The 22,867-nt window shown below is 66.6% G+C and carries 21 protein-coding genes, 1 tRNA gene and 1 pseudogene; 14 read left to right on the top strand and 9 right to left on the bottom strand.

Annotated elements, in window-relative coordinates; genetic code table 11:
- Positions 1 to 88 precede the first annotated feature (88 nt).
- The 5 genes from IMZ29_RS12450 (at position 89) to IMZ29_RS12470 (ending at position 6,476) form a co-directional block, all read left to right on the top strand.
- Entirely contained in the window at positions 89 to 1,978 is a 1,890-nt protein-coding gene (locus tag IMZ29_RS12450; protein ID WP_216184254.1) for an LTA synthase family protein, read from the top strand.
- A 54-nt stretch (positions 1,979 to 2,032) separates the two neighbouring features.
- The gene (locus IMZ29_RS12455) at positions 2,033 to 2,725 is read left to right on the top strand and encodes a response regulator transcription factor (protein ID WP_216184257.1); all 693 of its coding nucleotides are present in this window, start codon (positions 2,033 to 2,035) and stop codon (positions 2,723 to 2,725) included.
- Positions 2,726 to 2,731: 6 nt separating this feature from the next.
- Complete coding sequence (locus IMZ29_RS12460; RefSeq protein WP_216184260.1) at positions 2,732 to 4,018, top strand: sensor histidine kinase; 1,287 nt, start codon at positions 2,732 to 2,734, stop codon at positions 4,016 to 4,018.
- A gap of 99 nt (positions 4,019 to 4,117) precedes the next feature.
- A complete protein-coding gene (locus tag IMZ29_RS12465; RefSeq protein ID WP_216184263.1) occupies positions 4,118 to 5,284 on the top strand; it encodes a GAF domain-containing sensor histidine kinase in 1,167 nt (388 codons plus the stop codon).
- 484 nt (positions 5,285 to 5,768) lie between these two features.
- The gene (locus IMZ29_RS12470; RefSeq protein ID WP_216184266.1) at positions 5,769 to 6,476 is read left to right on the top strand and encodes a TerC family protein; all 708 of its coding nucleotides are present in this window, start codon (positions 5,769 to 5,771) and stop codon (positions 6,474 to 6,476) included.
- Positions 6,477 to 6,588: 112 nt separating this feature from the next.
- On the opposite strand, the gene otsA is transcribed toward IMZ29_RS12470, so the two are convergent.
- A complete protein-coding gene (gene otsA / locus IMZ29_RS12475) occupies positions 6,589 to 7,956 on the bottom strand; it encodes an alpha,alpha-trehalose-phosphate synthase (UDP-forming) (RefSeq protein ID WP_216184269.1) in 1,368 nt (455 codons plus the stop codon).
- Between the two features lie 13 nt (positions 7,957 to 7,969).
- The gene (gene otsB, locus IMZ29_RS12480) at positions 7,970 to 8,716 is read right to left on the bottom strand and encodes a trehalose-phosphatase (RefSeq protein WP_216184272.1); all 747 of its coding nucleotides are present in this window, start codon (positions 8,714 to 8,716) and stop codon (positions 7,970 to 7,972) included.
- A gap of 180 nt (positions 8,717 to 8,896) precedes the next feature.
- On the opposite strand from otsB, the gene IMZ29_RS12485 reads away from it, so the two are divergent.
- The 3 genes from IMZ29_RS12485 to IMZ29_RS12495 all read left to right on the top strand — a co-directional run bounded on the left by IMZ29_RS12485 (position 8,897) and on the right by IMZ29_RS12495 (position 11,328).
- Positions 8,897 to 8,972: transfer RNA gene (locus IMZ29_RS12485), tRNA-Lys, on the top strand.
- A 234-nt stretch (positions 8,973 to 9,206) separates the two neighbouring features.
- A complete protein-coding gene (locus IMZ29_RS12490; RefSeq protein ID WP_216184275.1) occupies positions 9,207 to 10,256 on the top strand; it encodes a hypothetical protein in 1,050 nt (349 codons plus the stop codon).
- Between the two features lie 208 nt (positions 10,257 to 10,464).
- Positions 10,465 to 11,328, top strand: coding sequence for an SDR family oxidoreductase (locus IMZ29_RS12495; protein ID WP_216184278.1), 864 nt, complete (start codon positions 10,465 to 10,467; stop codon positions 11,326 to 11,328).
- Between the two features lie 96 nt (positions 11,329 to 11,424).
- Here IMZ29_RS12495 and IMZ29_RS12500 read toward each other — a convergent pair whose 3' ends face one another.
- Positions 11,425 to 12,321, bottom strand: a complete 897-nt coding sequence (locus IMZ29_RS12500; RefSeq protein WP_216184281.1) for a manganese catalase family protein — start codon at positions 12,319 to 12,321, stop codon at positions 11,425 to 11,427.
- Positions 12,322 to 12,452: 131 nt separating this feature from the next.
- On the bottom strand, positions 12,453 to 12,716 hold the full coding sequence (locus IMZ29_RS12505; protein WP_216184284.1) for a hypothetical protein: 264 nt from the start codon (positions 12,714 to 12,716) through the stop codon (positions 12,453 to 12,455).
- 190 nt (positions 12,717 to 12,906) lie between these two features.
- Between IMZ29_RS12505 and xerD the strand changes: the two are divergent.
- The 5 genes and pseudogenes from xerD to IMZ29_RS12530 all read left to right on the top strand — a co-directional run.
- Positions 12,907 to 13,794 (top strand): annotated as a pseudogene (xerD, locus tag IMZ29_RS12510) (site-specific tyrosine recombinase XerD); the annotation flags it as partial.
- Positions 13,795 to 13,811: 17 nt separating this feature from the next.
- On the top strand, positions 13,812 to 14,306 hold the full coding sequence (locus IMZ29_RS12515) for an aminoacyl-tRNA deacylase (RefSeq protein WP_216184286.1): 495 nt from the start codon (positions 13,812 to 13,814) through the stop codon (positions 14,304 to 14,306).
- Positions 14,307 to 14,403: 97 nt separating this feature from the next.
- On the top strand, positions 14,404 to 14,811 hold the full coding sequence (locus IMZ29_RS12520) for a DoxX family protein (RefSeq protein ID WP_216184289.1): 408 nt from the start codon (positions 14,404 to 14,406) through the stop codon (positions 14,809 to 14,811).
- A gap of 122 nt (positions 14,812 to 14,933) precedes the next feature.
- Entirely contained in the window at positions 14,934 to 15,863 is a 930-nt protein-coding gene (gene epsC / locus IMZ29_RS12525) for a serine O-acetyltransferase EpsC (protein ID WP_253207087.1), read from the top strand.
- A 62-nt stretch (positions 15,864 to 15,925) separates the two neighbouring features.
- On the top strand, positions 15,926 to 16,576 hold the full coding sequence (locus IMZ29_RS12530; protein WP_216184292.1) for an exopolysaccharide biosynthesis protein: 651 nt from the start codon (positions 15,926 to 15,928) through the stop codon (positions 16,574 to 16,576).
- 53 nt (positions 16,577 to 16,629) lie between these two features.
- Here IMZ29_RS12530 and IMZ29_RS12535 read toward each other — a convergent pair whose 3' ends face one another.
- Genes IMZ29_RS12535 through ku form a run of 5 tightly spaced genes read right to left on the bottom strand, consistent with a single transcriptional unit; the run spans position 16,630 to position 22,064 of the window.
- Positions 16,630 to 17,571, bottom strand: coding sequence for a YihY/virulence factor BrkB family protein (locus IMZ29_RS12535; RefSeq protein ID WP_216184295.1), 942 nt, complete (start codon positions 17,569 to 17,571; stop codon positions 16,630 to 16,632).
- Positions 17,572 to 17,582: 11 nt separating this feature from the next.
- Entirely contained in the window at positions 17,583 to 18,104 is a 522-nt protein-coding gene (sodC, locus tag IMZ29_RS12540) for a superoxide dismutase family protein (protein WP_216184298.1), read from the bottom strand.
- Between the two features lie 22 nt (positions 18,105 to 18,126).
- Positions 18,127 to 18,300, bottom strand: coding sequence for a hypothetical protein (locus IMZ29_RS12545; protein WP_216184301.1), 174 nt, complete (start codon positions 18,298 to 18,300; stop codon positions 18,127 to 18,129).
- 59 nt (positions 18,301 to 18,359) lie between these two features.
- Positions 18,360 to 20,969 carry a DNA ligase D gene (gene ligD / locus IMZ29_RS12550; RefSeq protein WP_216184304.1) on the bottom strand — a complete coding sequence of 870 codons (2,610 nt, stop codon included), beginning with the start codon at positions 20,967 to 20,969 and terminating at the stop codon, positions 18,360 to 18,362.
- A gap of 12 nt (positions 20,970 to 20,981) precedes the next feature.
- Entirely contained in the window at positions 20,982 to 22,064 is a 1,083-nt protein-coding gene (gene ku / locus IMZ29_RS12555) for a non-homologous end joining protein Ku (RefSeq protein WP_216184307.1), read from the bottom strand.
- Between the two features lie 117 nt (positions 22,065 to 22,181).
- Here ku and IMZ29_RS12560 point away from each other — a divergent pair, with 117 nt between their 5' ends.
- Positions 22,182 to 22,853 carry a glutathione S-transferase family protein gene (locus tag IMZ29_RS12560; RefSeq protein WP_216184310.1) on the top strand — a complete coding sequence of 224 codons (672 nt, stop codon included), beginning with the start codon at positions 22,182 to 22,184 and terminating at the stop codon, positions 22,851 to 22,853.
- Positions 22,854 to 22,867: the final 14 nt, after the last annotated feature.

Here is a 22,867-nt window from a genome sequence, read left to right on the forward strand (position 1 = left end):
GCTGTCTGCGTCGAACGCAATGGCGTTTGACGAATTCTTGACAATATCCGGGCTACAGTCGCGCACTTTCCTTGTCGCGAGAGACTGCATGCTGCGCCTGACTGTCCGGTTCTGGATTGCCGGCCTTGCCCTTCTCACATTGAGCCGACTGGCCCTGGTTGCCTGGCTGTGGCCGCGCGTCTCCGCGGTCGAGGGTCTCTGGCCCGTGATGTTGGGCGGCCTGCGCATGGATGTCGTCGTGCTCGCCATGCTCAGCGCGCCGCTCGCGGTGTTCGGCCCCTGGCTGGGGCAGCGCCTGGGCGCCGTGCGGTTCACCGCGTACTGGTATCGCTTTGCCTGGGTGCTGCTCGCTTTCCTGGAAATCTGCTCGCCGCAGTTCCTCATGGAATACGACACCCGTCCCAATCGACTCTTCTTCGAGTATCTGCTGTACCCGCGCGAAGTGGGCGAGATGCTGGTGAAGGGCTATCTCGGCATGCTGGCCGCAGGGCTCGCCGTCCTGGCGCTGGCGATCTGGGCATCACGACGGATCTTTCGGCCCGGCACGCCGGATCGCAGGCTGCCGCTCGCCTGGCGCGTCATCGCCAGCGTCGTGCTGCTGCTGACCATGTTCCTTGCGATCCGGGGCACGCTGGCACACCGCCCCATCAATCCAGCCACCGTCGCTTTCAGCGCGGATGCCATGGTCAACGCGCTGCCCTTGAACGGCTTCTACAGCGTCACCTACGCAGCGTATCGCATGAAGGACGAGCGTTCGGCCTCCGCGCTGTACGGGGCTATGCCCGAGGCCGAAGCCTTGGCCATCGTGCGCGAAGGGGCGGGCATGACCGAGCCCAGCCGCGTCGAGGGCATCCCGACACTGCATCGGCAGGTGGCCACCGTGCGGCGCGACAAGCCGCTGAACGTAGTGATGATCGTCGAGGAAAGCCTGGGCGCGCAGTATGTGGGCACGTTGGGCGGACGGGGTCTGACCCCCGCGCTCGATGCCTTGTACGACGAAGGCTGGGCCTTCACCCGAGCTTACGCCACGGGCACGCGTTCGGTGCGTGGTCTGGAGGCCTTGTCCACCGGCTTTCTGCCGACGCCCGCCGAGGCAGTCTTGAAGCTGCCGCGCGCACAGACCCAGTTCTTCACGATCGCCGAGCTGCTCGGCCGCCAAGGCTTTCACTCGCGTTTCCTGTATGGGGGCGAGGCCCATTTCGACAACATGCGCGCGTTCTTCCTCGGCAACGGCTTCAATGAAGTCGTCGATCGCGGCAATGCCTTTCGCCAGCCCAACTTCGTGGGCTCCTGGGGGGCGAGCGACGAGGACATGTTCAACGAGCTGCATCGGCTCCTGAGCGTTGGCGGCGAGCAGCCCACCTTCACGCTGGCGTTCTCCGTGACCAACCACTCCCCCTGGGAGTACCCGACGGGACGCATCACGCCCGAGGGCGAGCCAGCCTCGGTCGACAATTCCGTGCGCTATGCCGACTGGGCGCTAGGCGACTTCTTTCGCAAGGCGCGCGAGGCGCCGTATTGGAAGAACACGGTGTTCCTCGTCGTGGCCGATCACGATGCCCGCGTGGGCGGGGCGAGCCTCGTGCCCGTGCGTCACTTCCACATCCCGGCGCTCATCCTCGGGGCGGACGTCGCCCCGCGCCGCGACGATCGTCTCGTGAGTCAGGTGGATCTGGCCCCCACGCTGCTCTCGGTGATGGGCGTGGACAGCGAGCATCCGATGCCGGGGCGTGATCTGACCCGCGCCACGGACGGCGGGCGCGCGATCATGCAGTACGGCGACAACTTCGGATATCTGGTGGGCGACGATCTCGTGGTGCTCGAGCCTGACAAGCCCGCGCGCCAGTTCCACTACACGATGCCGGAGGGCCTGGAGCCCCGCGAGCTTTCGCCCTCGCTCGCCCGCACGGCGTTGGGTCATGCGCTCTGGCCGGAATTCGCCTATCGTCAGGGACAGTACCGTCTGCCGCCACGTTGATGCCACGCAGGCCGATCTCGCCTGCCGGCTTCGGCACTGTTGTCAGGAATCTGCATGACGCCGCCTCCCGTTCGTGTCCTCGTGGTCGAAGACCACCGCGGGCTCGCCGAGAACCTCTTCGAGTTCCTGGGCGAGACCCGCTACGCGCTGGATTTCGCCGCCGACGGGCCCACGGCGCTGCGCTTGGTTGCCGCCAACGTCTACGACGTCATCGTGCTGGACGTCATGTTGCCCGGCATGTCGGGCTTGGACGTATGCCAGACGCTGCGCGAAACCTTGCAGTGCCGCACGCCCGTGATCTTCATGACGGCCAAGGATCACATCGACGACAAGGTCGAAGGGTTTGCCCGGGGGGCGGACGACTACCTGGTCAAGCCATTCCATCTGCGCGAGCTCGCCGTGCGCATCGAAGCACTGCACCGACGCAGCACGGGCGGGCCGGGCGAGCTCACGGCAGGGGCCGTGCGCTTCGCCCCGGGTACGCTGCAGGCCGGTCTCGGCCAAGCCCACGTGCAGTTGTCCGGGGCGTCAGCGCGCCTCTTCGAGGCCCTGATGCGCGCGCACCCGCATTACGTCTCGCACGAACAGCTTGCCGAGCACGTGTCCGGCGAGCGCGATACCGACGCCAACAGCGTGCGGACCCACGTCTACCTGTTGCGTCGCCAGTTGCAGGATCATCTAGGGCACGCGCTCGTGAAGACGGTCCATGGCCGCGGCTACCGTCTCGAGCCACCGAGCGAGGCTTGAGCCCGCATGGCCCGTACCGTCTTCAAGCGCATCCAGCGCACCGTCCTCCTGGCGGTGCTGCTCACGCTGGCTGTCACGGTATTCAGCGTCTACTTCGCCAACGAGCAGCTCGAGCAATCCGTCCTGGAGCTGGATCTGCAGGCTGAGCGCGACTTCCTCGTGCAGAACGTCCGGCCGGGAGAGACGCTCGTGTGGGACACGGCGAGCGTGAAGGCCTACTATGCGCCGCCGGGCGTGCCGGCAGATCCGGCCGTGCCGTTGCCCGCGGTCTTCGCCGGTTTGCCATACCCCTTCTCGGGGGAGGTCGAGCTCGGTGCGTCGACCTTTCTCGTCACGGCCGGCGAGGCGGCCGGCGGGCGGCTCTACATCGCCAAGGACATCACGCTCTTCGAGCAGCGCGAGACCGAGTTTCTCGCGCTGCTCTGGGTGATTGCCTTGGGCGTCGTGGGCATCGGCGTCTTGTTGGCCTGGCTCACGAGCCGTCGCCTGGTGCAGCCGTTGCAGCAACTGGCCAGCCAGATCGGGCGGACCCAGCCGTCGCCCACCATGCCGCGGCTCGCTGTCGCGTCCCAGGATCTGGAGCTGCGCGAGATCGCGGATACGTTCGATCGCTTCCTCGACGAGATGGAAGCCTACGTGCGGCGCGAGCAGTCGCTGCTCAGTCTGGCCAGCCATGAACTGCGCACGCCCGTGGCCGTGATCGGCGGCGCGCTGGACGTGATCGAGCAGCGCGGCCGGCTCACGCCTGAGGACGCGCGCACGTTCGCCCGCGTGCGGCGCGCGAATGACGAGATGGGCGACAACGTGCGCGCCATCTTGCACCTCACCCGCCGCACGGGCCAGGATCCGTCAACACAGACGCTGTCGTTGACCGCGCTGGTGCGCGAGGTGTGCGATGAACTCGAGCGTGTCGGCGTGGCCGCCCCCGGGCGGATCCATGTCGAGGCCGATGCCACGTGCCGGGTCACCGCGGATCCGGCGCTTGCCAAGATGCTTGTGCGCAACCTCGTGCAGAACGCGGTGCAGCACACCCGCGAACCTATCCGCGTGCGCGTGGGCGAGGCCCGTCTCGAGGTGGCCGACCAGGGCGCAGGGCTGCCGCCCGAGCGTCGCGAGGCACTGGCCGGCGCGGGCCCTGTGCAAGGCGCGGGCCTCTCCGGGCTTGGGCTTTTCATCGTCACCCTGGTCTGCGAGAGGCTCGGCTGGCGTCTGTCCGTAGCGCAATCGTCCGAGGCGGGTACTGTTCTGCAGGTGAGCTGGCCATCACGGGCCACGGGTGCAGAAACGATCTAGACCGCCGCGGCACGGCATGCTCGGCCATTGCCCTCTAAAATGTCATATTCCGGCGCCGTCGATGACGAGGCGGCCCGTCACCCGTATTGCTGAGACCCCATGTTCGATGACGAAGTCGCCGCCGCCGGCCGGCTGGCCGTAGTCCGGCCTATCCTGGACGTGGTGTGCCAGATGACCGGAATGCGGTTCGCGGCGGTGGCCCGCGTGTCCGAGGCCCGCTGGGTCGCGTGCAGCGTGCGTGATGAACTGGGCTTTGGTATGACGGCGGGCCACGAGCTCGACATCAAGACCACCTTCTGCGACACCGTACGCGCGCAGAACGAGCCGATCCTCATCGATGACGTGACGACCGATCCGGTCTACCACGATCATGTCATCCCGGCGATGTACAACTTCCGCAGCTACATCTCCGTGCCAATCCGTCGGCCGGATGGTGCCTTCTTCGGCACGCTCTGCGCCCTGGATGTGAATGCCGTGACGGTCAAGGGCGGGGGCGTGCTCGGCATGTTCCAGCTCTTCGCCAACCTCATCGGCGAACACCTGCAGGCACAGGAGGCGCTGGCCATGAGCAAGGCCGAGCTCGCGCACGAACGCCAGCTGGCGGTGCTTCGCGAGCAGTTCATCGCGGTGCTGGGCCACGACCTGCGCGCGCCGCTCGGGTCCATGACGGCGGCGACGGCCGTGTTGCGGCGCACGCCACTCGAGCCTCGCGCGGCCGCCGTGGTGGGCCTGATGGAGAAGAGCACGTGGCGCATGGCACGCCTCGTGAACGACATCCTGGACTTTGCTCGCGGAAGGCTGGGCGACGGCCTGCGCCTGCAGCGCACGTGCAATCCGGCGCTGGCGACCGAGCTCGAGCACGTGGTGGCCGAGTTGCGCGCGGCCTGGCCAGAGCGCCGGATCGAAGCCAGCATCGCGCTGGCCGTATCTATCGCTTGCGACGGCGCGCGCATCGGGCAGCTCGTGTCCAATCTCGTGGCCAACGCCCTGCAGCATGGCGCCCCCGACCGCCCGGTCCGGGTGGCGATGACGAGTTCCGCCCAGGGGCTGGAGATCACCGTCTTCAACGAAGGCGAGCCCATCCCGCTGGCGGTTCAGGCCGCGCTTTTCGAGCCGTTCACGCGCAGCACGGCCGATCCGGGTGCGGAAGGCCTGGGCCTGGGGCTGTTCATCGTGGCCGAGATCGCGCGAGCGCACGGTGGCGAGGTGTCGGTGCAGTCCGACGCCGACGGCACGCGGTTCTCGTTCCGGATGCCCGCTCGCTGATCGTCGACGGTCCCGAGTCATCAGGGTATTCCTCAGGTTTGCGGGAAATGTGCGAATAAATCGCCTGCCCGGGGTTGACTTCGGAATCCGCCCGCTTAAACTACGCGGCGTCAAGGGGAGTAGCTTTTCCGCCGCGGTATCGTCATGACGGCGATGGGTGCTTTGCACACGTCGCCCGGTGCCCCGGGCAGCTTCGGCTGCAAGCAAGACCTTGCCCAACAAGGGGCAAGGTCCGCGTACTCCACGTAAAAGGCCTGTGTCCCGAATGGATCACAGGCCTTTTTGCTTGAGGAGACGTCGCTTCGTTCCCACCCCGCCGCACGCTCAGCCGTGCCCGCTGGCCCGCGCCCTGGGCTGCCACTGTCGTGGCGTGCCGCCGCGGTGACCGCTTCGCTTTTTTCCCATCATTGCCATCAGCCCGATCCGCCATGTCCGGACTGGGCACGTGCGTCATCCCAAACTTCCACCCTCCGGGGAGAACACTTTGCTTGAATTTCTTCAAACCTTGAGCTGGGCCGCGGTGTTCCAGATCATCCTGATCGACATCCTGCTGGGCGGCGACAACGCCGTCGTCATCGCGCTCGCCTGCCGCAACCTGCCCAAGAAGCAGCGCATGCAGGGCATCCTCTGGGGTACGGCCGGCGCCATCGGTCTGCGCGTCGTCCTGATCTTCTTTGCCCTGACGCTGCTCACGATCCCGTTCCTGAAGGTCGTGGGCGCACTGCTCCTGCTGTGGGTGGGCGTGAAGCTGCTCGTGCCGGAAGACGAGAGCCATGATGGCATCCAGGGCGGCACGACGATCATGGGGGCCATCAAGACCATCATCGTGGCCGACTTCGTCATGAGCCTGGACAACGTCATCGCCATCGCCGGCGCGGCCCAGAACGCCAACCCGGATCACCAGCTTGGCCTCGTGATCTTCGGCTTGGTCGTGAGCGTGCCGATCATCGTCTGGGGCAGCACCCTTGTGTTGAAGCTGATCGATCGTTTCCCGATGGTCGTCACCTTCGGTGCGGCGCTGCTGGGCTGGATCGCCGGCGGCATGCTCGTCACGGACGTCGTCGTGGTCAACAACTTCGGCGAGCCTTCCAGCACGGTCACGCTCGCCGCCTCAGCCGTGGGCGCGGTGCTGATCGTCGCCGTGGGCCGTTGGCTCGCCGCACGCAAGCGCGCGACGCACGCCATGGCCTGATCAACCAGGCACGGGGGGGTCGAAGGTCAAATGACCTGATCCCTGCCACGAGGGGCGGCGCACTGCGCCGCCCCTCGTCGTTTCCGCCGTTGCCGCGGCCGGAGCATGCGCGCTAGCCGCGGCGCAAGTCCTCCAGGAACCGGTTGCGCCAGGCATCGATGTCCGCCGTCTTCAGCACCTGCAGCATGCCGGCATGGCGTGCCTGGCGTTCTTCGAGCGGCATCGACAGCGCCGTGCGCAGCGCCTCGGCCATGCCGGTTCGATCGTACGGATTGACGAGCAACGCCCCGTCGAGCTCCTGCGCTGCACCGGCAAAGCGCGAGAGCACCAGGACGCCGGGATCCTCTGGATCCTGCGCGGCCACGTACTCCTTGGCGACGAGATTCATGCCGTCGCGCAGCGGCGTGACGAAGCCCGCCTGCGCGTTGCGAAAGAGGCCCATCAGGGTGCGCCTGTCGTAGCTCTTGTTGATGTAGCGAATGGGCACCCAGTCCAGGTCGGAGAACTTCCCGTTGATGCGACCGGCCTCGGCCTCCAGCTGCTTGCGGATGAGCTGGTAGCTGTTGATGTCCGAGCGCGACGGCGGGGCGATCTGGATGAACTGCACGCGATGCCGAAGCTCAGGCGTCGTCTCGAGCAACGTATCGAAGGCGCAGAAGCGTTCCACGAGGCCTTTGGAGTAATCCAGCCGGTCCACGCTCACCACCACCTTGCGGGTATCGCCACTCACCCCTCGCGTGATCTGACGCGACAGGTCACGCCCGGCGGCGGACTCCTCGGCGATGTGCCCGGGCGAGACGCCGATCGGGTAGACGCCTGTGCGGGTGACGTTGCCCTCGGCATGGACGCTGCCGTCCTCGTGCACCTGCACCCCCGATTGCTGGGCGATGGTGTTCAGGAAAGCACGCCGATCCGTTTCGGTCTGAAAGCCCAGCAGGTCATAGCTCAGCATCGCCCGCATCAATTCCTGGTGCGGCGGGATGGTGGCCACTACCTGCGGCTCGGGAAACGGGATGTGCAGAAAGAAGCCGATCGGGTTGAGCGCACCGCGCTTGCGGCAGGCCTGCGCGAAGGGCAGCAGGTGATAGTCGTGCACCCAGACCACGTCGTCCGTTTGCAGGAACGTCATCAGCTCGTCGGCGAGCATGGCGTTCACACGCTGGTAGCCCGCATACTCGTTGCGATCGAACCGCGCGAGATCGATGCGGTAATGGAAGGTCGGCCACAGGGTGGCGTTGGAGAACCCGCTGTAGTACTGGCGGTAGTCCCGCTTGTTCAGGCCAATGGTGGCGAACGTGATGCCATTCTTTTCCTGCCGCGCCAGCGGAGCGGCCGTCGTCGTGACCTGCCCGTTCCAGCCGAACCAGATGCCGCCGGCTTCGCGCATGGCGCCCAAGAGGCCTACCGCGAGACCGCCGGTATTGCGCTTTTCGTCGCCCACCGGGGCGACCCGGTTCGATACCACAATGAGACGTCCCATACTCGTGTCCTCTTCAAACGGGGGGCGTGCCGGGGCACACCAGGTCGCGCAGCCACGCCGCGGCGGCCTCGACGCTGTCCAGCCGATACGTGGCGCACGTCTCGCCTGGGCCGACCTTGATGCTGATGCCACGCGCTGCATTGACGACGGCAAAGCCGGCTTCATCGGTGCGGTCGTCGCCGATGAAGAGCGGCGTGCGGCCGGCGAACGGGGCTTCGTCGAGAAAGGCCGTGATGGCGCGGCCCTTGTCCGCACGCGCCGGCTTGAGTTCGACGACGAATTTGCCGGGCTGCAGGCGCAACTGGGGATGACGGACCACCGCCGCCTGCGCGATGGCGAGCACGGCACGCGCGTGCGTCGGCGCGCCACGGTAGTGCAGGGCGAGGGCGGCGCCCTTGTCTTCGACGAAGGCTCCTGCAAATGCCGCCAGGGCGCGCTCGAGGCGTCCGGCCAGTTCAGGCGGTGGCAGTTCTTCAGGCGGAAGGCGGTGCACCGTGCCGTTGGCGTCGCGTCGTTCCACGCCATGCACGCCCGCAGCGGGCACCGCCAGCGGTGCAATGAGCCGATCGATCTCCGAGAGGGCCCGGCCGGAGACGACCGCAAGCGCCCCGGAGAGATCGGCCAGCGCCGCCAGGTCGGCCAGCGGCTGGGCTGCGATCCTGACATCCTCGGGCCGCAGGCAGAAGTCCGCGAGCGTCCCGTCGAGATCGAAGAAGAAGGCCGTCCGGGACGGCGTCACAGCGGGAAGTGGAGCGTGCATGCGGTCGCAGGGAAAGACGTGCCAGTCCGGCCTTTCGGCAGCCGGCTCGCCGGCAGGGGCAGGGTGCCTCTGCTGTCGAGGTAACCAGATTGCAATTTCTGTGCCGCGAGGTCGCGCGCCTACCCAGGAGACGACCCCGATTTGACGGATGAGTGCCTGTCCTGCCATAATCATGGGCTTGGGTCGTTAGCTCAGTTGGTAGAGCACCGGACTTTTAATCCGATGGTCGCGCGTTCGAGCCGCGCACGACCCACCAAGTATTTCGAAGCCCCTGGAGCGATCCAGGGGCTTTTTCTTTGCCTGTCTTCTGCAGCAGGCGCGGGATGCGCCTTTGCGCCGCGTTGCTTTGCCGACACTCCGCGGCGACGCAGGCGGGCGGTTTCCAGCTCGACGGCACACCGATTGCTTTGGCCCGCAGCACGATGCAGGTACCGGCATGGGCCGGCGCGGCGCATCGGCTTGTCAGCCGGCATCGGCGCAGGAGTACATCATGAGTGTGGTGATCGAGAGTTTCGAGGTGCGCAGGGCCTCGTGGGGCAGCATCATCGGGGGCGTGGTCACAGTGTTTGCCATCTCCATCGCGCTGGCGATGCTGGGTGCGGCCATCGGGTTCGGGATGGTGGAGCCGCTCGAGAGCGATCCGCTCGCCGGCGTGGGCACGGGCTTTACCATCGTGTCCGCCATCGCCATGATCGTGAGCCTGGCAGCGGGCGGCTACGTGGCGGGCCGCCTGGCGGGCCGTACCGGCTTCATCCACGGGTTCCTCACCTGGGGCACGGCGTTGCTCATCGGCACCGTGATCGGCGCCATGGCACTGGGCGGCGCATTGCGTATCGCCGGCAATGCCGTCGGGTCCATCTTCTCTGCCGCAGGCACGGTCGCCTCGGGCGTCGGCCAGGCCGCTGCCGGCGCGGCCGGTGGGACAGGCAGCCTCATCGAGCGGGCGACGCAGCAGCTCAACGAGCAATTCGGCGACGACGTCCAGGCCGATCCCGGCGAGCGCATCGGCCAGATCCTGCGCGACACCGGTGTGCCGGAGTTGCAGCCGCAGTATCTGCGCGGGCAGGTCGCCGAAGCCCGTCGTGACGTGAGCCGCGCGGTGGGCGACATGCTCGACCGTCCTGACAACGTGGGCGAGATCGCCAAGCAACTCGGCCAGCAACTGCGCCAGCGGGCGGAAGGCATTGCCGACAACGTGGATCGTGAAGCGGCGGTGACAGCCCTGCAGAACAACACGCAGATGACCCGCCCGGAAGCCGAGCGAGCGGTCGACCAGGCGATTGCCCAGTACCGGGAGTCGGTCGCTGCACTCGAGCGCCGACTCACGCAGGTCGAAGAGGATCTCAACCGTCTGGGTGAGCGCCTCGAGGCGGCCGAGCAACGCGCGCGTGAAGAAGCGGACAAGGCGGCTGCTGCCGCGTCGCGTTCGGCGCTGTGGGCCTTCATCGCGCTCGTGATCGGTGCGTTGGTGAGTGGCGGGGCCGGCCTCGCGGGCTCGCGCTCGCGCGTGGCCGATCTGGAATCGCGTCGCTACGTGTAAGGCGCCGGCGGGCCGGGTCTGCCTCAGCGACAGACCGCATCGGCTCGCCATTCCTTCCGCGCCGCTGACGCCGAGCAGGATTCACCGAGCCCACGCTTGGCCTGCTCGGCGTTTCATTCATGCGCCCACCCGGCATGCCGCCCCGCGAAGGGGCATAGGGTTTGCTCAGACATGTCCTCACATTTTGGTCTTCTTGAGGAGTCTGTTCATGTCGAGCTCGAAACCCGATACGCTGCCGCCGCAGCAGCAGGATCGCCAACCCGGCATCCAATCCGAGATGCAGCCACGGCCGCAGGGCGATGGCCGCGAGTACCTCGCGGCGGGCAAGCTGCAGGGGCGCACGGCGGTGATCACCGGCGGTGACAGTGGCATTGGCCGCGCCGTCGCCGTCCTGTTTGCCAAGGAAGGTGCCGACGTACTCGTGGCCTATCTGGATGAGGAAGAGGATGCGCACGAGACGCAGCGCCTGGTAGAAGCCACCGGCCGCCGTTGCGAACTCATCGCCGGTGATCTGGGCGATGAGGCCCACGCTAAGGCGGTGGCCGCACGCGCGCGCGAGTGCTTCGGCAAGATCGACATTCTCGTCAACAATGCTGCTGAACAGCATACGCAGCAGGCGTTGGAAGACATCACCAGCGCCCAGCTCGAGCGTACGTTTCGCACCAATTTCTTCGGGATGTTCAACCTGACGCGCGAATTGCTGCCGGCCATTCCGTCGGGCGGTTGCATCATCAATACGACGTCGGTCACGGCCTACCGGGGCAGCGCGAAGCTGATGGATTATGCCTCGACCAAGGGCGCGATCGTGGCCTTCACACGCTCGCTGTCCTCGGCGGTGGTCGAGCGGGGCATCCGCGTCAATGCAGTGGCCCCTGGACCGATCTGGACGCCGCTGATCCCCGCGTCCTTCACACCGGAGGAAGTCGCTGAGTTCGGACAACAGGTGCCGATGAAGCGACCTGGGCAGCCCGACGAAGTGGGTCCGTGCTATGTCTTCCTGGCCTCCGACGATGCGAGCTACATGACGGGTCAGGTACTGCATCCGAACGGAGGAGAAGTCGTCAACGGTTGACGCAAAGGGGCGGCGAGGCGCGATGCCTCACCGCCGTGTCGCCGCGCCATTGCCGGCGCGGGTTGCCGGATCGGGACTTAGCCGGATCCCGGACGCTCAACGACGCTGCCCGGCCTGCTCGACAGGTGGGCCCGAGGCGAGTTCGGCACCCGTGACCGGGCTCGTGTCCGGGCTCGACATCGTGCGGGTCGCCAGTGCCTGCACGGCGGCTTCCTCGTCCGGCGCCATGGCGACGCTCGCCATGCCGTCCCCGTCGATGCTGTGGGCATTGGCCACATCGTTCTCCACCTGGAACACCGCCGGATCGTTCCACGGACCAGTCGTGTCGCCTTCGCCCTGGGACAGATTGAAGTAGACGTTGGTAAAGCGCGGATCGCCCGGCAACTTGCCCGGCGGAAAGCTCTTGTCCATGGAGTACAGCGCCTTTTCGAAGGATTGCTGATGCGCCACTTCGCGCGTCATGAGAAAGGTGAGGGCGTCGCGCACGCCCGGGTCGTCCGTGACATTGATGAGCCGCTCATACACGATCTTGGCACGTGCCTCGGCAGCGATGTTCGAGCGCAGGTCGGCCGAGGGCTCGCCGATCGTATCGATGTAGCCGGCCGTCCACAGCTGGCCGCCCGAGTTGACGAGTGCCGGGCCGCCGCCGTAGAGCACCTGGGTCACGTGCGAATCGTTGCCCGCGCCCTGCAGCGAACGGAAGAGTTCGGCCTCGGTGTCGGTGGCTTCGGCAAGCTTGCCCTTGGCGCCCTTGTTGAGCATGGCCACAAGCGTGCCGATCACCTCCAGATGGCTGAGCTCCTCGGTGGCAATGTCCATCAGCATGTCCTTGCGGCCCGGATCCTCTTCGCCCAGGGCCTGGGTGAAGTACCGACACGCCGCAGCGAGCTCGCCTTGCGGACCGCCGAATTGTTCCAACAGGAGATTGGCCAGCGCGGGGTTCGATTGCGACACCCGCACGGTGTATTGCAGACGCTTGTTGTGGGCAAACATGGGATCTTCCTCGTGGTAGTCAGTGCCCTGACTTCAAGGCAACCCCTGTGCCAGCCCTTGCGGTGCAGCGTGTCGACCGCTAAGGTCGAGTGCAGCGCGCTCGACCATGGCAGCAATCGGTGGATGATGACTCATCCGTGCCAGGATCGCCTGCAAGCCGGGCCGGCCAGCAAGGCGAGGGCTTCGTCGCTGATGAGGCCCAATGCCCCGTGCTGCTCGGCAATCAGGCGCTGCTCCACGGCGCGGGTATCCAGGCGCAGCCCTTCGGCGGCGGCCGCGTCAGTCATCAGCCGTGCTGCCTGGGCGGAGTCTTTGACCTGGGCCAGTCGTTCAAGCAGGTCGTGGTGTCTGGCCACGAGGCCGTGCAGGGTGGGAAGCAGATCGTTGGCGGGCATGAACGTCTCCCTGGAGTGGGTGTGCAGTCACTCTAGCAACCGACGCGCGGGCAGGCCATGGCTCCGATGAGCCATGGCCGCGTCTGTGGTGCTTCATTTCCCACCGTAATGTAGGAACAATAAGACATCATCACGCCGCGTGCGCACGTCCTGCGGATCGCCTATCATGCGGATTCTCACGGTCACTCCCATGCCCCACGCCGCTCCCGCGCTCATCGATGCCTTTGTCGACAGTCTCTGGCTGGAAGACGGTCTGGCCGCCAACACGCTGGCAGCGTACCGGCGCGACCTGCAGGCGCTCGCGGCGTGGCTGGCCGCGCAGGGCGTCACCGAGCTCGCCCGGGCTGATGCCGCTGCGCTGCAGGCCTGGTTCTCCGAGAATGCGCTGGACACACGCGCCACCACCGCGAACCGGCGGCTCGCCACATTGCGCCGCTTCTACCAATGGGCGCTGCGCGAAGGCCATTGCACGGAGGATCCCTGCCTGCGCCTGGCGTCGGCCAAGCCGCCCCCGCGCCTGCCCAAGACCTTGTCGCAAGCGCAGGTCGAGGCCTTGCTCGCCGCGCCCGACGTGCGCGAGCCGCTTGGGTTGCGCGACCGCGCCATGCTGGAGACCTTGTACGCCACCGGTGTGCGTGTCTCCGAGCTCGTGGGCCTGCGGCTCCTGCACGTGAGCCTGACGGAAGGGGTGGTGCGTGTCGTGGGCGGCAAGGGCGGCAAGGACCGGCTCGTGCCGCTGGGTGAGGAGGCGGCGCACTGGCTGGCGCGGTATCTCGCCGAAGCGCGCGGCGCGCTCCTGGGCGCGCGCGCATGCGACGACGTCTTCGTGACGGCGCGCGGCGAGGGCATGACCCGCCAGGCGTTCTGGCTCATCGTCAAGAAAGCGGCGGCGCGCGCCGGCATCGACGCACCCCTGTCGCCGCACGTCGTGCGCCACGCGTTCGCCACGCATCTGCTCAACCATGGCGCCGATCTTCGCGTCGTGCAGCTGTTGCTCGGTCACGCCGACATTTCCACCACCCAGATCTACACTCACGTTGCTCGCGAGCGCCTGAAGCAGCTGCACGCGCAACACCATCGCGCGGATGATTCCTCATGTCCAAGTCCCGTCACGTCTCGGCCACGCCAGCCACCGATCTCCTGCGCCGCCAGCGCGTTGCCTTCACCGAACACGTCTACGACTACGTCGATCACGGTGGCGCACGCGAGTCCGCCCGTCAGCTCGGACGCGACCCGCACGAGGTCGTGAAGACGCTCGTCATGGAAGATGAGAAGGCCCAGCCGCTCATCGTGCTGATGCATGGGGATTGCGAGGTTTCGACCAAGAATCTCGCCCGGCAGGCGGGCCGCAAGCGCATCCAGCCCTGCACCCCCGAGGTGGCCCAGCGGCATTCCGGCTACCAGGTGGGTGGCACATCGCCATTCGGCACGCGGCGCGCGATGCCGGTGTTCGTCGAAGCGTCCATCCTCGACATGCCGGACATCCTGCTCAACGGGGGGCGTCGGGGGTATCTGATCGGCATCGATCCGAAGGTGCTGACCGAACTGCTGAAAGCCACGCCGGTGACCGTCAAGCTCGAGGACGACTGACGGCGCCGCGGCCCCCCCCCCCATTGCATTGCGTATCGGCAGGTCTAGAGTACCGGCGGCCGCTCGTGGCCATCACACAACCCTGGGAGTTGCTGTCATGTCGTTACAACGCACGGATGATGCGGGCAAGCTGGTACTGCGCCTCACGATCGGTATCCTGGTACTGCTCCACGGTCTGGCCAAGCTCATGAACGGCATCGGGCCGATCGAGGGCATGCTGGCCGCCAAGGGTTTGCCGGCCTTTCTGGCCTGGGGCGTCTACGTGGGCGAGGTGCTGGCCCCGGTGCTGCTCATCATCGGCATCTATACGCGCTGGGCAGCTCTGCTGGTGGCAGTCAACATGCTGGTCGCGATCTTCCTCGCGCACAGCCAGCAACTCTTTTCGCTGGGCAATGGCGGCGGCTGGTCGCTTGAACTCCAGGGCCTGTTCCTCTTCGGTGCCTTGGCGGTGGCGCTCCTGGGTGCCGGTCGCTACAGCGTCGGCGGCAACGGCCCGGGCAACTGACAGTGGCATCGTGAAGCCCCTGTCATCAGACGGGGCTTGCCGCTGCCGCGTCGGCACGCGGTGTAAGGTAGAGGGCCGTGTGCATGCGCCACGGCCCTTGCCGTATCTGCCTCCGATTCGCCATGTCCCGACTCCCTTATATGCCCTCGTACCCTGACCATGGCCAGCCCGACTGGAATCTGACCGGGCTGGTGCAGGCCTTGCGCACGTCGCGCGAACATACCCACAAGGTGCGCCATCGCGGCCGCTTGCGCGAACTGCCGTCGCGCGCGGTGCTGCAGGACATCCTCCACGGGCTCGCCTGTGCCATGTTTCCCACGCACTACGGCGAGACGGATCTCACGGACGAGAGCATCGACTACTTCGTGGGCAATACGCTCAATCGCACGCTCAATGCGTTGCGCGGGCAGTTGCGGCGCGGTTTGCTGTTTCTGTCGGACGACGACGCTTGGACGAGCGAGGCGCTCGATGCCAAAGCGGTGGAAGTCACCCGCCATGTCGCCGATACATTGCCCGAGGTGCGCGCGTTGCTCGTGAGCGACCTGCGCGCCGCCTTCCAGGGCGACCCGGCAGCGCACAGCATCTCCGAGATCCTGCTGTGCTACCCGGGCTTTCTGGCCATCACGTATTACCGCCTGGCGCATGTGCTCTATGCGCAGGGCATTCCGCTACTGCCTCGACTGATGACGGAAATCGCGCACTCCAAGACCGGGATCGACATCCATCCCGGAGCCACGGTGGGACATAGCTTCTTCATCGACCATGGCACGGGGGTGGTCATCGGCGAAACCACGATCATTGGCAATCACGTACGCATCTATCAGAACGTGACGCTGGGGGCGAAGCGTTTCCCTGCCAACGAAGACGGCTCGCTGCAAAAGGGCGCGCCGCGTCACCCCATCGTCGAAGATGACGTGGTGATCTATGCCGGGGCCACCGTCCTGGGTCGCGTGACCATTGGCCAGGGCTCCACGATCGGGGGCAATGTGTGGTTGACGCAAAGCGTGCCCGCCAAGAGCAGCATCACGCAGGCACAGATGTGTCGTGACTAGGATGCGACGGATCTGGCACGTTTTGTGCTGGGTCCCGTCGCATGTCAGCTCCTGAATCCGAGGTGCCGCTGCCGCGGCGTCGGCGTTATCGCGACTGGGTCCGCCAGCGGTTCCAGCGCAACCGGGTCACGCGCCTGGAAGCTACCACCCTCACCGAGATGCTTGACCGCCTGGAGTTCGCTGAACGCGACAATGACCAGGTGAAAGTCGATGCGATGCTCGACATCATAGGTCGCCGCTCCTTCGGGCCATTGCTGCTGCTTCCCGGCTTGCTCGTGCTGTCGCCCTTGAGTGGCGTGCCGGGCGTGCCCTCGCTGGCTGGCTTGATGGTGCTGCTGTTGAGCGTGCAGCTCCTGATCGGCCGCCAGCATTTCTGGATGCCGCAGTGGCTGCTCAATCGGTGCGTGTCCCATCAGCGCCTGCAGCAGGCCATGCGATTCACGCGCCCGGTGGCCCGCTGGATCGACCGACTGTTGCGCCAGCGTCTCACGTTCCTGGTCGAAAGCTATGCGGTATATTTCGTCGCGGCCATGTGTTCATTGGTGGCTCTCACAATGCCACCGCTCGAACTGTTGCCTTTTGCTGCCACGAGCGCAGGCGTGGCCATTACGGCGTTCGGCCTGGCCCTGATAGGGCGCGATGGGCTGATGGCGTTAGTGGCCCTGGGATTCTGCCTCGGCTGTGGATTCGTCATGCTCCACGCCTTTACCTGACGGATTGACGCGAACAGACGAAGACGGGGCGCCAAGCGGCGCCCCGTCTTTATTCAGAGCCGCGAGTGCCCTGTCCCCATCGCGCCATAGGCGGGAGACGGCTCCACGACGGCCTTGAGCTTGCGGCCAGCCCCGTAGCGCAGCCAGTACTCCCGAGTAAATGCCGCGCCATAGAAGAACAGCAGCGACGAGAAGTAGATCCAGAGGATCAGTGCAATCACCGAGCCGGCCGCACCGTAGGACGACACCAGCGTGCCCTGGCTCAGGTAGTAGGCGATCCCCACCTTGCCGAGCACGAAGAGCACGGCCGTCAGCAGCGCACCCGGCAGCACATCGCGAAAGCGCATCTTCACGCTCGGCAGCGTCTTCAACACGATCGCAAAGAGCATCACGAAGACGGCGAACGAGAATGCGTTGGAGATCACGCGGGCGAGGATCGTGAAGAACTGCTCATTGAAGAGCGCCGCCCAGCGGGTCTGCAAGGCAGCTATCACGGCATCGATGACGACGGAGATGAGCAGGAACAACGAGAGCGTCACGACGATGCCGAACGAGAGCACGCGGCTCATGGCCGTGGCACGAAGGCCCGCCTGCGCCAGGAGGTCCACATCCCACATGTCGTCCAGGCTTGCCTTCAGCTCGGCGAACGCCGTGGTCGAGGAGAACACCAGCAGCACGATGGAGATCAGCGCGGCGATAAGGCTGCCCTCAGACCACTGCGCGCTTTCCAGCACCGTGCGGATTGCCTGCACGCTCTGTTCGCCCGCATAGAGCCCGATCTGCGCGAGCAACTCTGTCCGTATGGCATCCTCGCCGTAAAACCATCCCCCGATTGCGATCACCAGCAACAGCATGGGGGCCAATGAGAACACCATGTACAGCGCGAGCGCCGCGCCCTTGCTCGAGGCACGCTTGTCGATCCAGCGTTGCGCGGCATCGATGAAGACCGCCAAGGGACCAAATTCGCGCACACGGCGCAGCCATCCTGCCTGCATGAGTCAGCTCCTTACTTCACCACGCCGCAGGCGATGCGAGCCCCGCCACCGCCCAGCGGCTCGGGATGATCGTCATGGTTGTCACCACCCGCATGCACCATGAGGGATCGGCCCTGAATCTCCTTGAGGTCTTTCAGCCGCGGCGCCAGGACAGGCTGGACGGCCTGGCCCTGGTCGTTGACGTAGAGCGCGGGCAGGTCGCCCAAATGGCCATCCCCCCAGGGCGCGCCATGGCGGCCTGTCTTCTGCGGGTCGTAGTGCCCGCCCGCTGCGCCCGCCGGAGTTACCTTGCCGTCCGTGGTTTTGGCGTCGCAGCTGGGGTTCTCGTGAATGTGAAAACCGTGGATGCCTGGCGTGAGTCCGGTGAGCTTGGGCGTGAACACCAGGCCGTATTCCGTAGCGGTCACCGTGACCGACCCGAGGGAATCGCCTTGACCCTTGTCTGTCGCGGCATGAATGGGCACGGTGACATCCGCCATGGCGGTGCCGGCAGCCAGCGTCATGCCGGCGAGAGTGAGGATCCAACGGGTCATGGACAGGTCCTTGGTGAAGAGGTCAGGGGCGTTGGCCGGAAGCGTCAGGGCCGGGCGTACCGGGCAGGTCCCGGGCCGGCGAGCCGGCAATGGTGCTGGGGCGCGCGCGCACGTCATCGGGCGACGGGGGTACCGGATCGGGATCGACCGGGATCGGTGCGTCGGGAGTATCGGGTTCGACGGGTTGGTGGGCCATGCCAGTCTCCTTGAGAGGGTGTGCTCTCGTAGAGCAAGCGGCGTGCCCCCCAGGTTGAATCATGCCTTGTCCGCGAATGCCTTGAGCAGATCCTGCGTGACGGTTTGCGCCGCACCGGCGTAGTCTGCCCACGGGTCCGTCCATTGGGCGAGCAGCGTGGGCACGTTGCGGATGTTGAAGACGGCGCCGCGCAGATCACGGCTTGGCGCCAGGTCTTCCCAAGCCAGAGGCAGGGAGACAGGGGCCCCTTGCCGGGCGCGCGCCGCGAAGGCCGCGATTGCCGTGGCATTCTCGCCGTTGCGCAGGTAGTCGATGAAGATGCGGCCCTGGCGGCGCGCCTTGCTCATGTTCGCGGTATAGCGATCCGGCATGAGCCCGGCCAGGTGCCGCGCGAGCCCTCCAGCAAACCGCTTGGCCGCATCCCAATCCAGCGTACGACGAATCGGTGTCACCACGTGCAGCCCCTTGCCGCCCGTCGTCTTGAGAAAGGGGACCAGGCCGATCTCGCGCAGCAGGGTTGCCGTCAGCTGGGCGGCTTCCACGAGCGCGGGCCAATCGACACCGGGGCCAGGGTCCAGATCGAGCGTGAGGCGATCGGCACGATCGGCCTTTGGCAGCGTCGAACCCCACGTGTGTAGTTCGATGACGCCGTTCTGTGCGAGCGCGACCACGCCCTTGGGCGCGGCCACGAGGATGTGCTCGCCGTCGCGACGTATGCCGGCGGGCAGCCGCTGAGCGATGTGCTTCTGGAAGAAGCATTCCGCCTGGGTGCCTTCGGGGCAGCGCAGCATCGCCAGGCGACGCCCCCGCAGGTGTGGCATGAGGTATTCGCCCACGGCCTCGTAGTACGTGGCCAGATCCAGCTTGTCGATGTCGGGATCCCGAAAGAGCAGGCGATCCGGGTGGGTGATGCGCACACCCGCCACCGGGTTCGGGCGTTCTGCGCCGCGGCCTCGCGATGGCCGGGCGGCGCTGTCGGGTCGGGCCGCGGTGCTGCCGCGACGGGTCGTGGTGCGGCGCCCGGTGGCGGCCGCGGATTCCGCAGGGTCATCTGCCGGCGGCGGGGCCGCTGTCTCGCGTCCCACGTCGCGCGCGGGTTTGTCCTGCCGCAGCCCGGCGAAGCTCGCCTGGCGCAGCACGTTGTCGCTCGTCCAGCCCGCGAACTCGGCTTCCACCACCAGCGTTGGCTTGACCCAGAAGATGTCGCGTGGCCCGCCGGTGGCGAAGCGGCGCTGGTTGGGCGGCAACGGGGCGGAAAAAGGGCTCGTCGCCACGGTGATCTTGCGCAGCCTCGCATGCAGGGAATCCAGCGTGTCGCTGTCGAACCCAGTGCCGATACGCCCGGCGTAGACCAGCTTGTTGCCCTCGCGTACGCCGACCAGCAAGGCGCCGAAGCCGGTGCGGCTGCCCGCGGGACTGGTGTAGCCGCCGATCACGAACTCCTGGCGCGGCCGGCACTTGAGCTTCACCCAGGTGGACGAGCGTGCCGCGGTGTAGGGCGCATCGGCCTGCTTGGCGATGAGCCCTTCCAGTCCAAGCCGGCACGCCTGGTCCAACGCCTCCTGCGCACTGGCGGCATCCGGCGCGTCGATGCGGTCGGTGAAGCTGATGGGGGCCCCTTCGATGGCGGCAATCAGGGTCTGCAATTGCGCCTGGCGGTCCTCCAGGGGCAGCGCGCGCAAGTCCTTGCCGCCCCAATAAGGCAGATCGAACGCAATGAAGTGCAGCGTGTCCGCCCGCGCATCCAGGGCATTCTGCAGCGCCTGGAATTCCGTCTTGCCGTTCTCGCCGAAGACCACGACCTCGCCGTCGATCCAACCTCGGCCGAGGTCCAGCGCGGCGATGGCGTCAGAGAGTGGCTGCATGCGCGCTGTCCAGTCCTTGCCGGTGCGGCTGATCCAGCGAACGTCCTTGCCGTCGATACGGCACAGCATGCGATAGCCGTCGTACTTCAGCTCATAGCGCCAACCCGGGCCGGGCGGCGGGGCGTCGACCAGCGTCGCGAGTTGGGGCGTCAGGCGCTCAGGCAGGGGCGCTCGCTTGGCCTTCGGCGCACGACGCGGGGCCGTCTTGTCAGGCGCTTTGCTGGCGGCATGCGATGGCGCCTTCGCCGAGCCGGCATCGGCCGGCTGCGACGCCGTCACGGGCGTGATCGCTTCCGCATCATCGCCGGGCACGACGAATTCATCGTCGCGCTTGCGCAGCAGCCAGGATTTGCCGCTGCGACCGGTACGGATCAGGATCCATTCGCCTTGCAATACCCGACCTTGCAACGTGAAATGCAGCCGCCCCTTGTCCAGTGCGGCGGCAGGATCGGCATCGATCGGCGCCCAGGTCCCACCATCCCAGATGTCGACATGGCCGGCGCCGTAATGGCCTTCGGGGATCTCGCCAGCGAAGGTCGCGTAGTCGATCGGATGGTCTTCCACGGCCACGGCCAGGCGCTTGGCGGCAGGGTCTCGCGATGGCCCCTTGGGCACGGCCCAGCTGCGCAGCACGCCATCGAGTTCCAGCCGGAAATCGTAGTGCAGGGCACGGGCTTCGTGGCGCTGCACGACGAAGATCGGTGCCTGCGCCTGACGTCGCTTGCCTGCGCGCTTGCCGCTAGGCTCGGCCGTCGCCGAGAAATCGCGCTTGTCGCGGTAGGCAGTGAGGGCATCCCTGGCCATGCGTCACTCCGCTCAGGCGGCGCGCCGACGCGGGGCCGTCGTCTTGGCGGGGCGTTTTGCCGGTGCCGCACGCTCAGATGCTGTCTTCGCGGGCCGCTTGGCCGCACGCCTGCCTGCCGCCTTGGCCGCTGTCTTGGTGGCTGTCTTGCGCGCCGTCGACTTGCCAGCGGATTTGCCGGCCGCCTTCGTCGCCCGCTTGCGCACGGGGGTCGCGTCCGCGTCGTCCGATGCGCTTGCCTTTCGGCCCCGGCGCGGGGTGGCCTCCTCGTCGTCATTGGCGGCGGACTTGCGCCCCGTGCGGGATTCGATGCTCTGCTTGAGCATGGACACCAGATCGATCACCTTGGCGCTGCTGCGCGTGCTCGGGGCATCGCGGGAGGGTTCGGTGAGGGTGTGGGTCTGGCCCGCATCGATCTTCTCTTCGATGCGCGCGAGCAGATCCTCGCGATAGGCATCGCGGAATTGCGAGGGCTCCCAGGCTTCGGTCATGTCGTCCACCAGCCGACGCGCCATGTCCGCCTCGCGGCTGGAGATGCCGGCCTTGTCGAGGTTGCCTGCGGGCACGTCCAGGTCGTCGCGGGCAATGATCTCGTCGGCATAGCGCATGGTGTTGAGCACCAGCATGTCATCCACCACCATGACGGCCGCCAGGTGCTGCTTGGTGTGCAGGATCACGTTGGCAATGCCGATGCGGTCGGCCTTGCGCAAGGTTTCGCGCAACAGCACATAGCCCTTGGTGCCGCGCTTGTCCGGCACCATGTAGTAGGGCGTCTCGAAGTAGTAGGGCGGCAGTTCCTCGGCCTTGACGAAGCACACGATCTCGACCGTCTGCGTGGCCGTCGGGTTTGCCTGGCGAAAGTCTTCGTCGCTCATCAGCACGTATTCGCCCTTCTCGTACTGATACCCCTTGGCGATGTGCTCGGATTCGATGGTCTTGCCGGTGACCTTGTTGATGCGCTGATAGCCCACCGGCGCCATGTCGCGCTTGTCGACCCAGTCGAAATCGAGATTGGCGCGGCGTGCGCCGGGATGCAGCACGATGGGCACGTGCACCAGCCCGAACGAGATGGCACCTTTCCAGACGACGCGTGGCATGGCGATTCCTCCGACCGTTGTAGCGGCGCGCGCGTGCCGCTACCATGGCCGGGCGCCCATGAGGCGCTCAAGCAACCCACATGCCCACATTTGCCGGGCATCCGAGGAGTCAACGCCGTGATCGTCGTCCATCATCTGAACAATTCGCGCTCGCAGCGTGTGCTGTGGCTGCTCGAGGAGCTGGGGTTGCCTTACGAGGTCAAGCGCTACGAGCGCGATGCCAAGACGATGCTGGCGCCGCCTGAGCTGCGCCAGGTGCACCCGCTGGGCAAGTCGCCCGTCATCACCGATGGCGAGATCACGGTGGCCGAATCCGGCGCCATCCTGGAGTACCTGGTGGACAAGGCGGGCGGGCAGCTTCGCCCGGCTGCCGGCACGCCGGCGCATCGGCGCTACACCTACTGGATGCACTTCGCCGAAGGTTCGGCCATGCCGCCGCTCCTGCTCAGCCTGATCTTCGGCAAAATCCCAACGATGCCGATGCCATTCTTCGCGCGGCCGATCGCCCGTGCGATCTCCAACGGCGTGAAAGCACGCATGATCGAGCCCAACCTGCGCAACCAGCTCGCGTACATGGAATCGGAACTGGCGCTGCGCGAGTGGTTCGCCGGTGACGAGATGACGGCAGCGGACGTGCAGATGAGCTTTCCGCTGGAGGCTGCGGCGCAGCGGGCGGGGCTCACCGCGGCCACGCACCCGCGTCTGACGGATTTCCTTGCGCGAATTCACGCCCGGCCGGCCTACCGGGCAGCGCTCGAGCGCGGTGGGCCCTACGCCTTGATGGGCTGAGCGTCAGTGGCCGA

The organism is Verticiella alkaliphila, assembly GCF_018904615.1.
Taxonomy (GTDB): domain Bacteria; phylum Pseudomonadota; class Gammaproteobacteria; order Burkholderiales; family Burkholderiaceae_B; genus Verticiella; species Verticiella alkaliphila.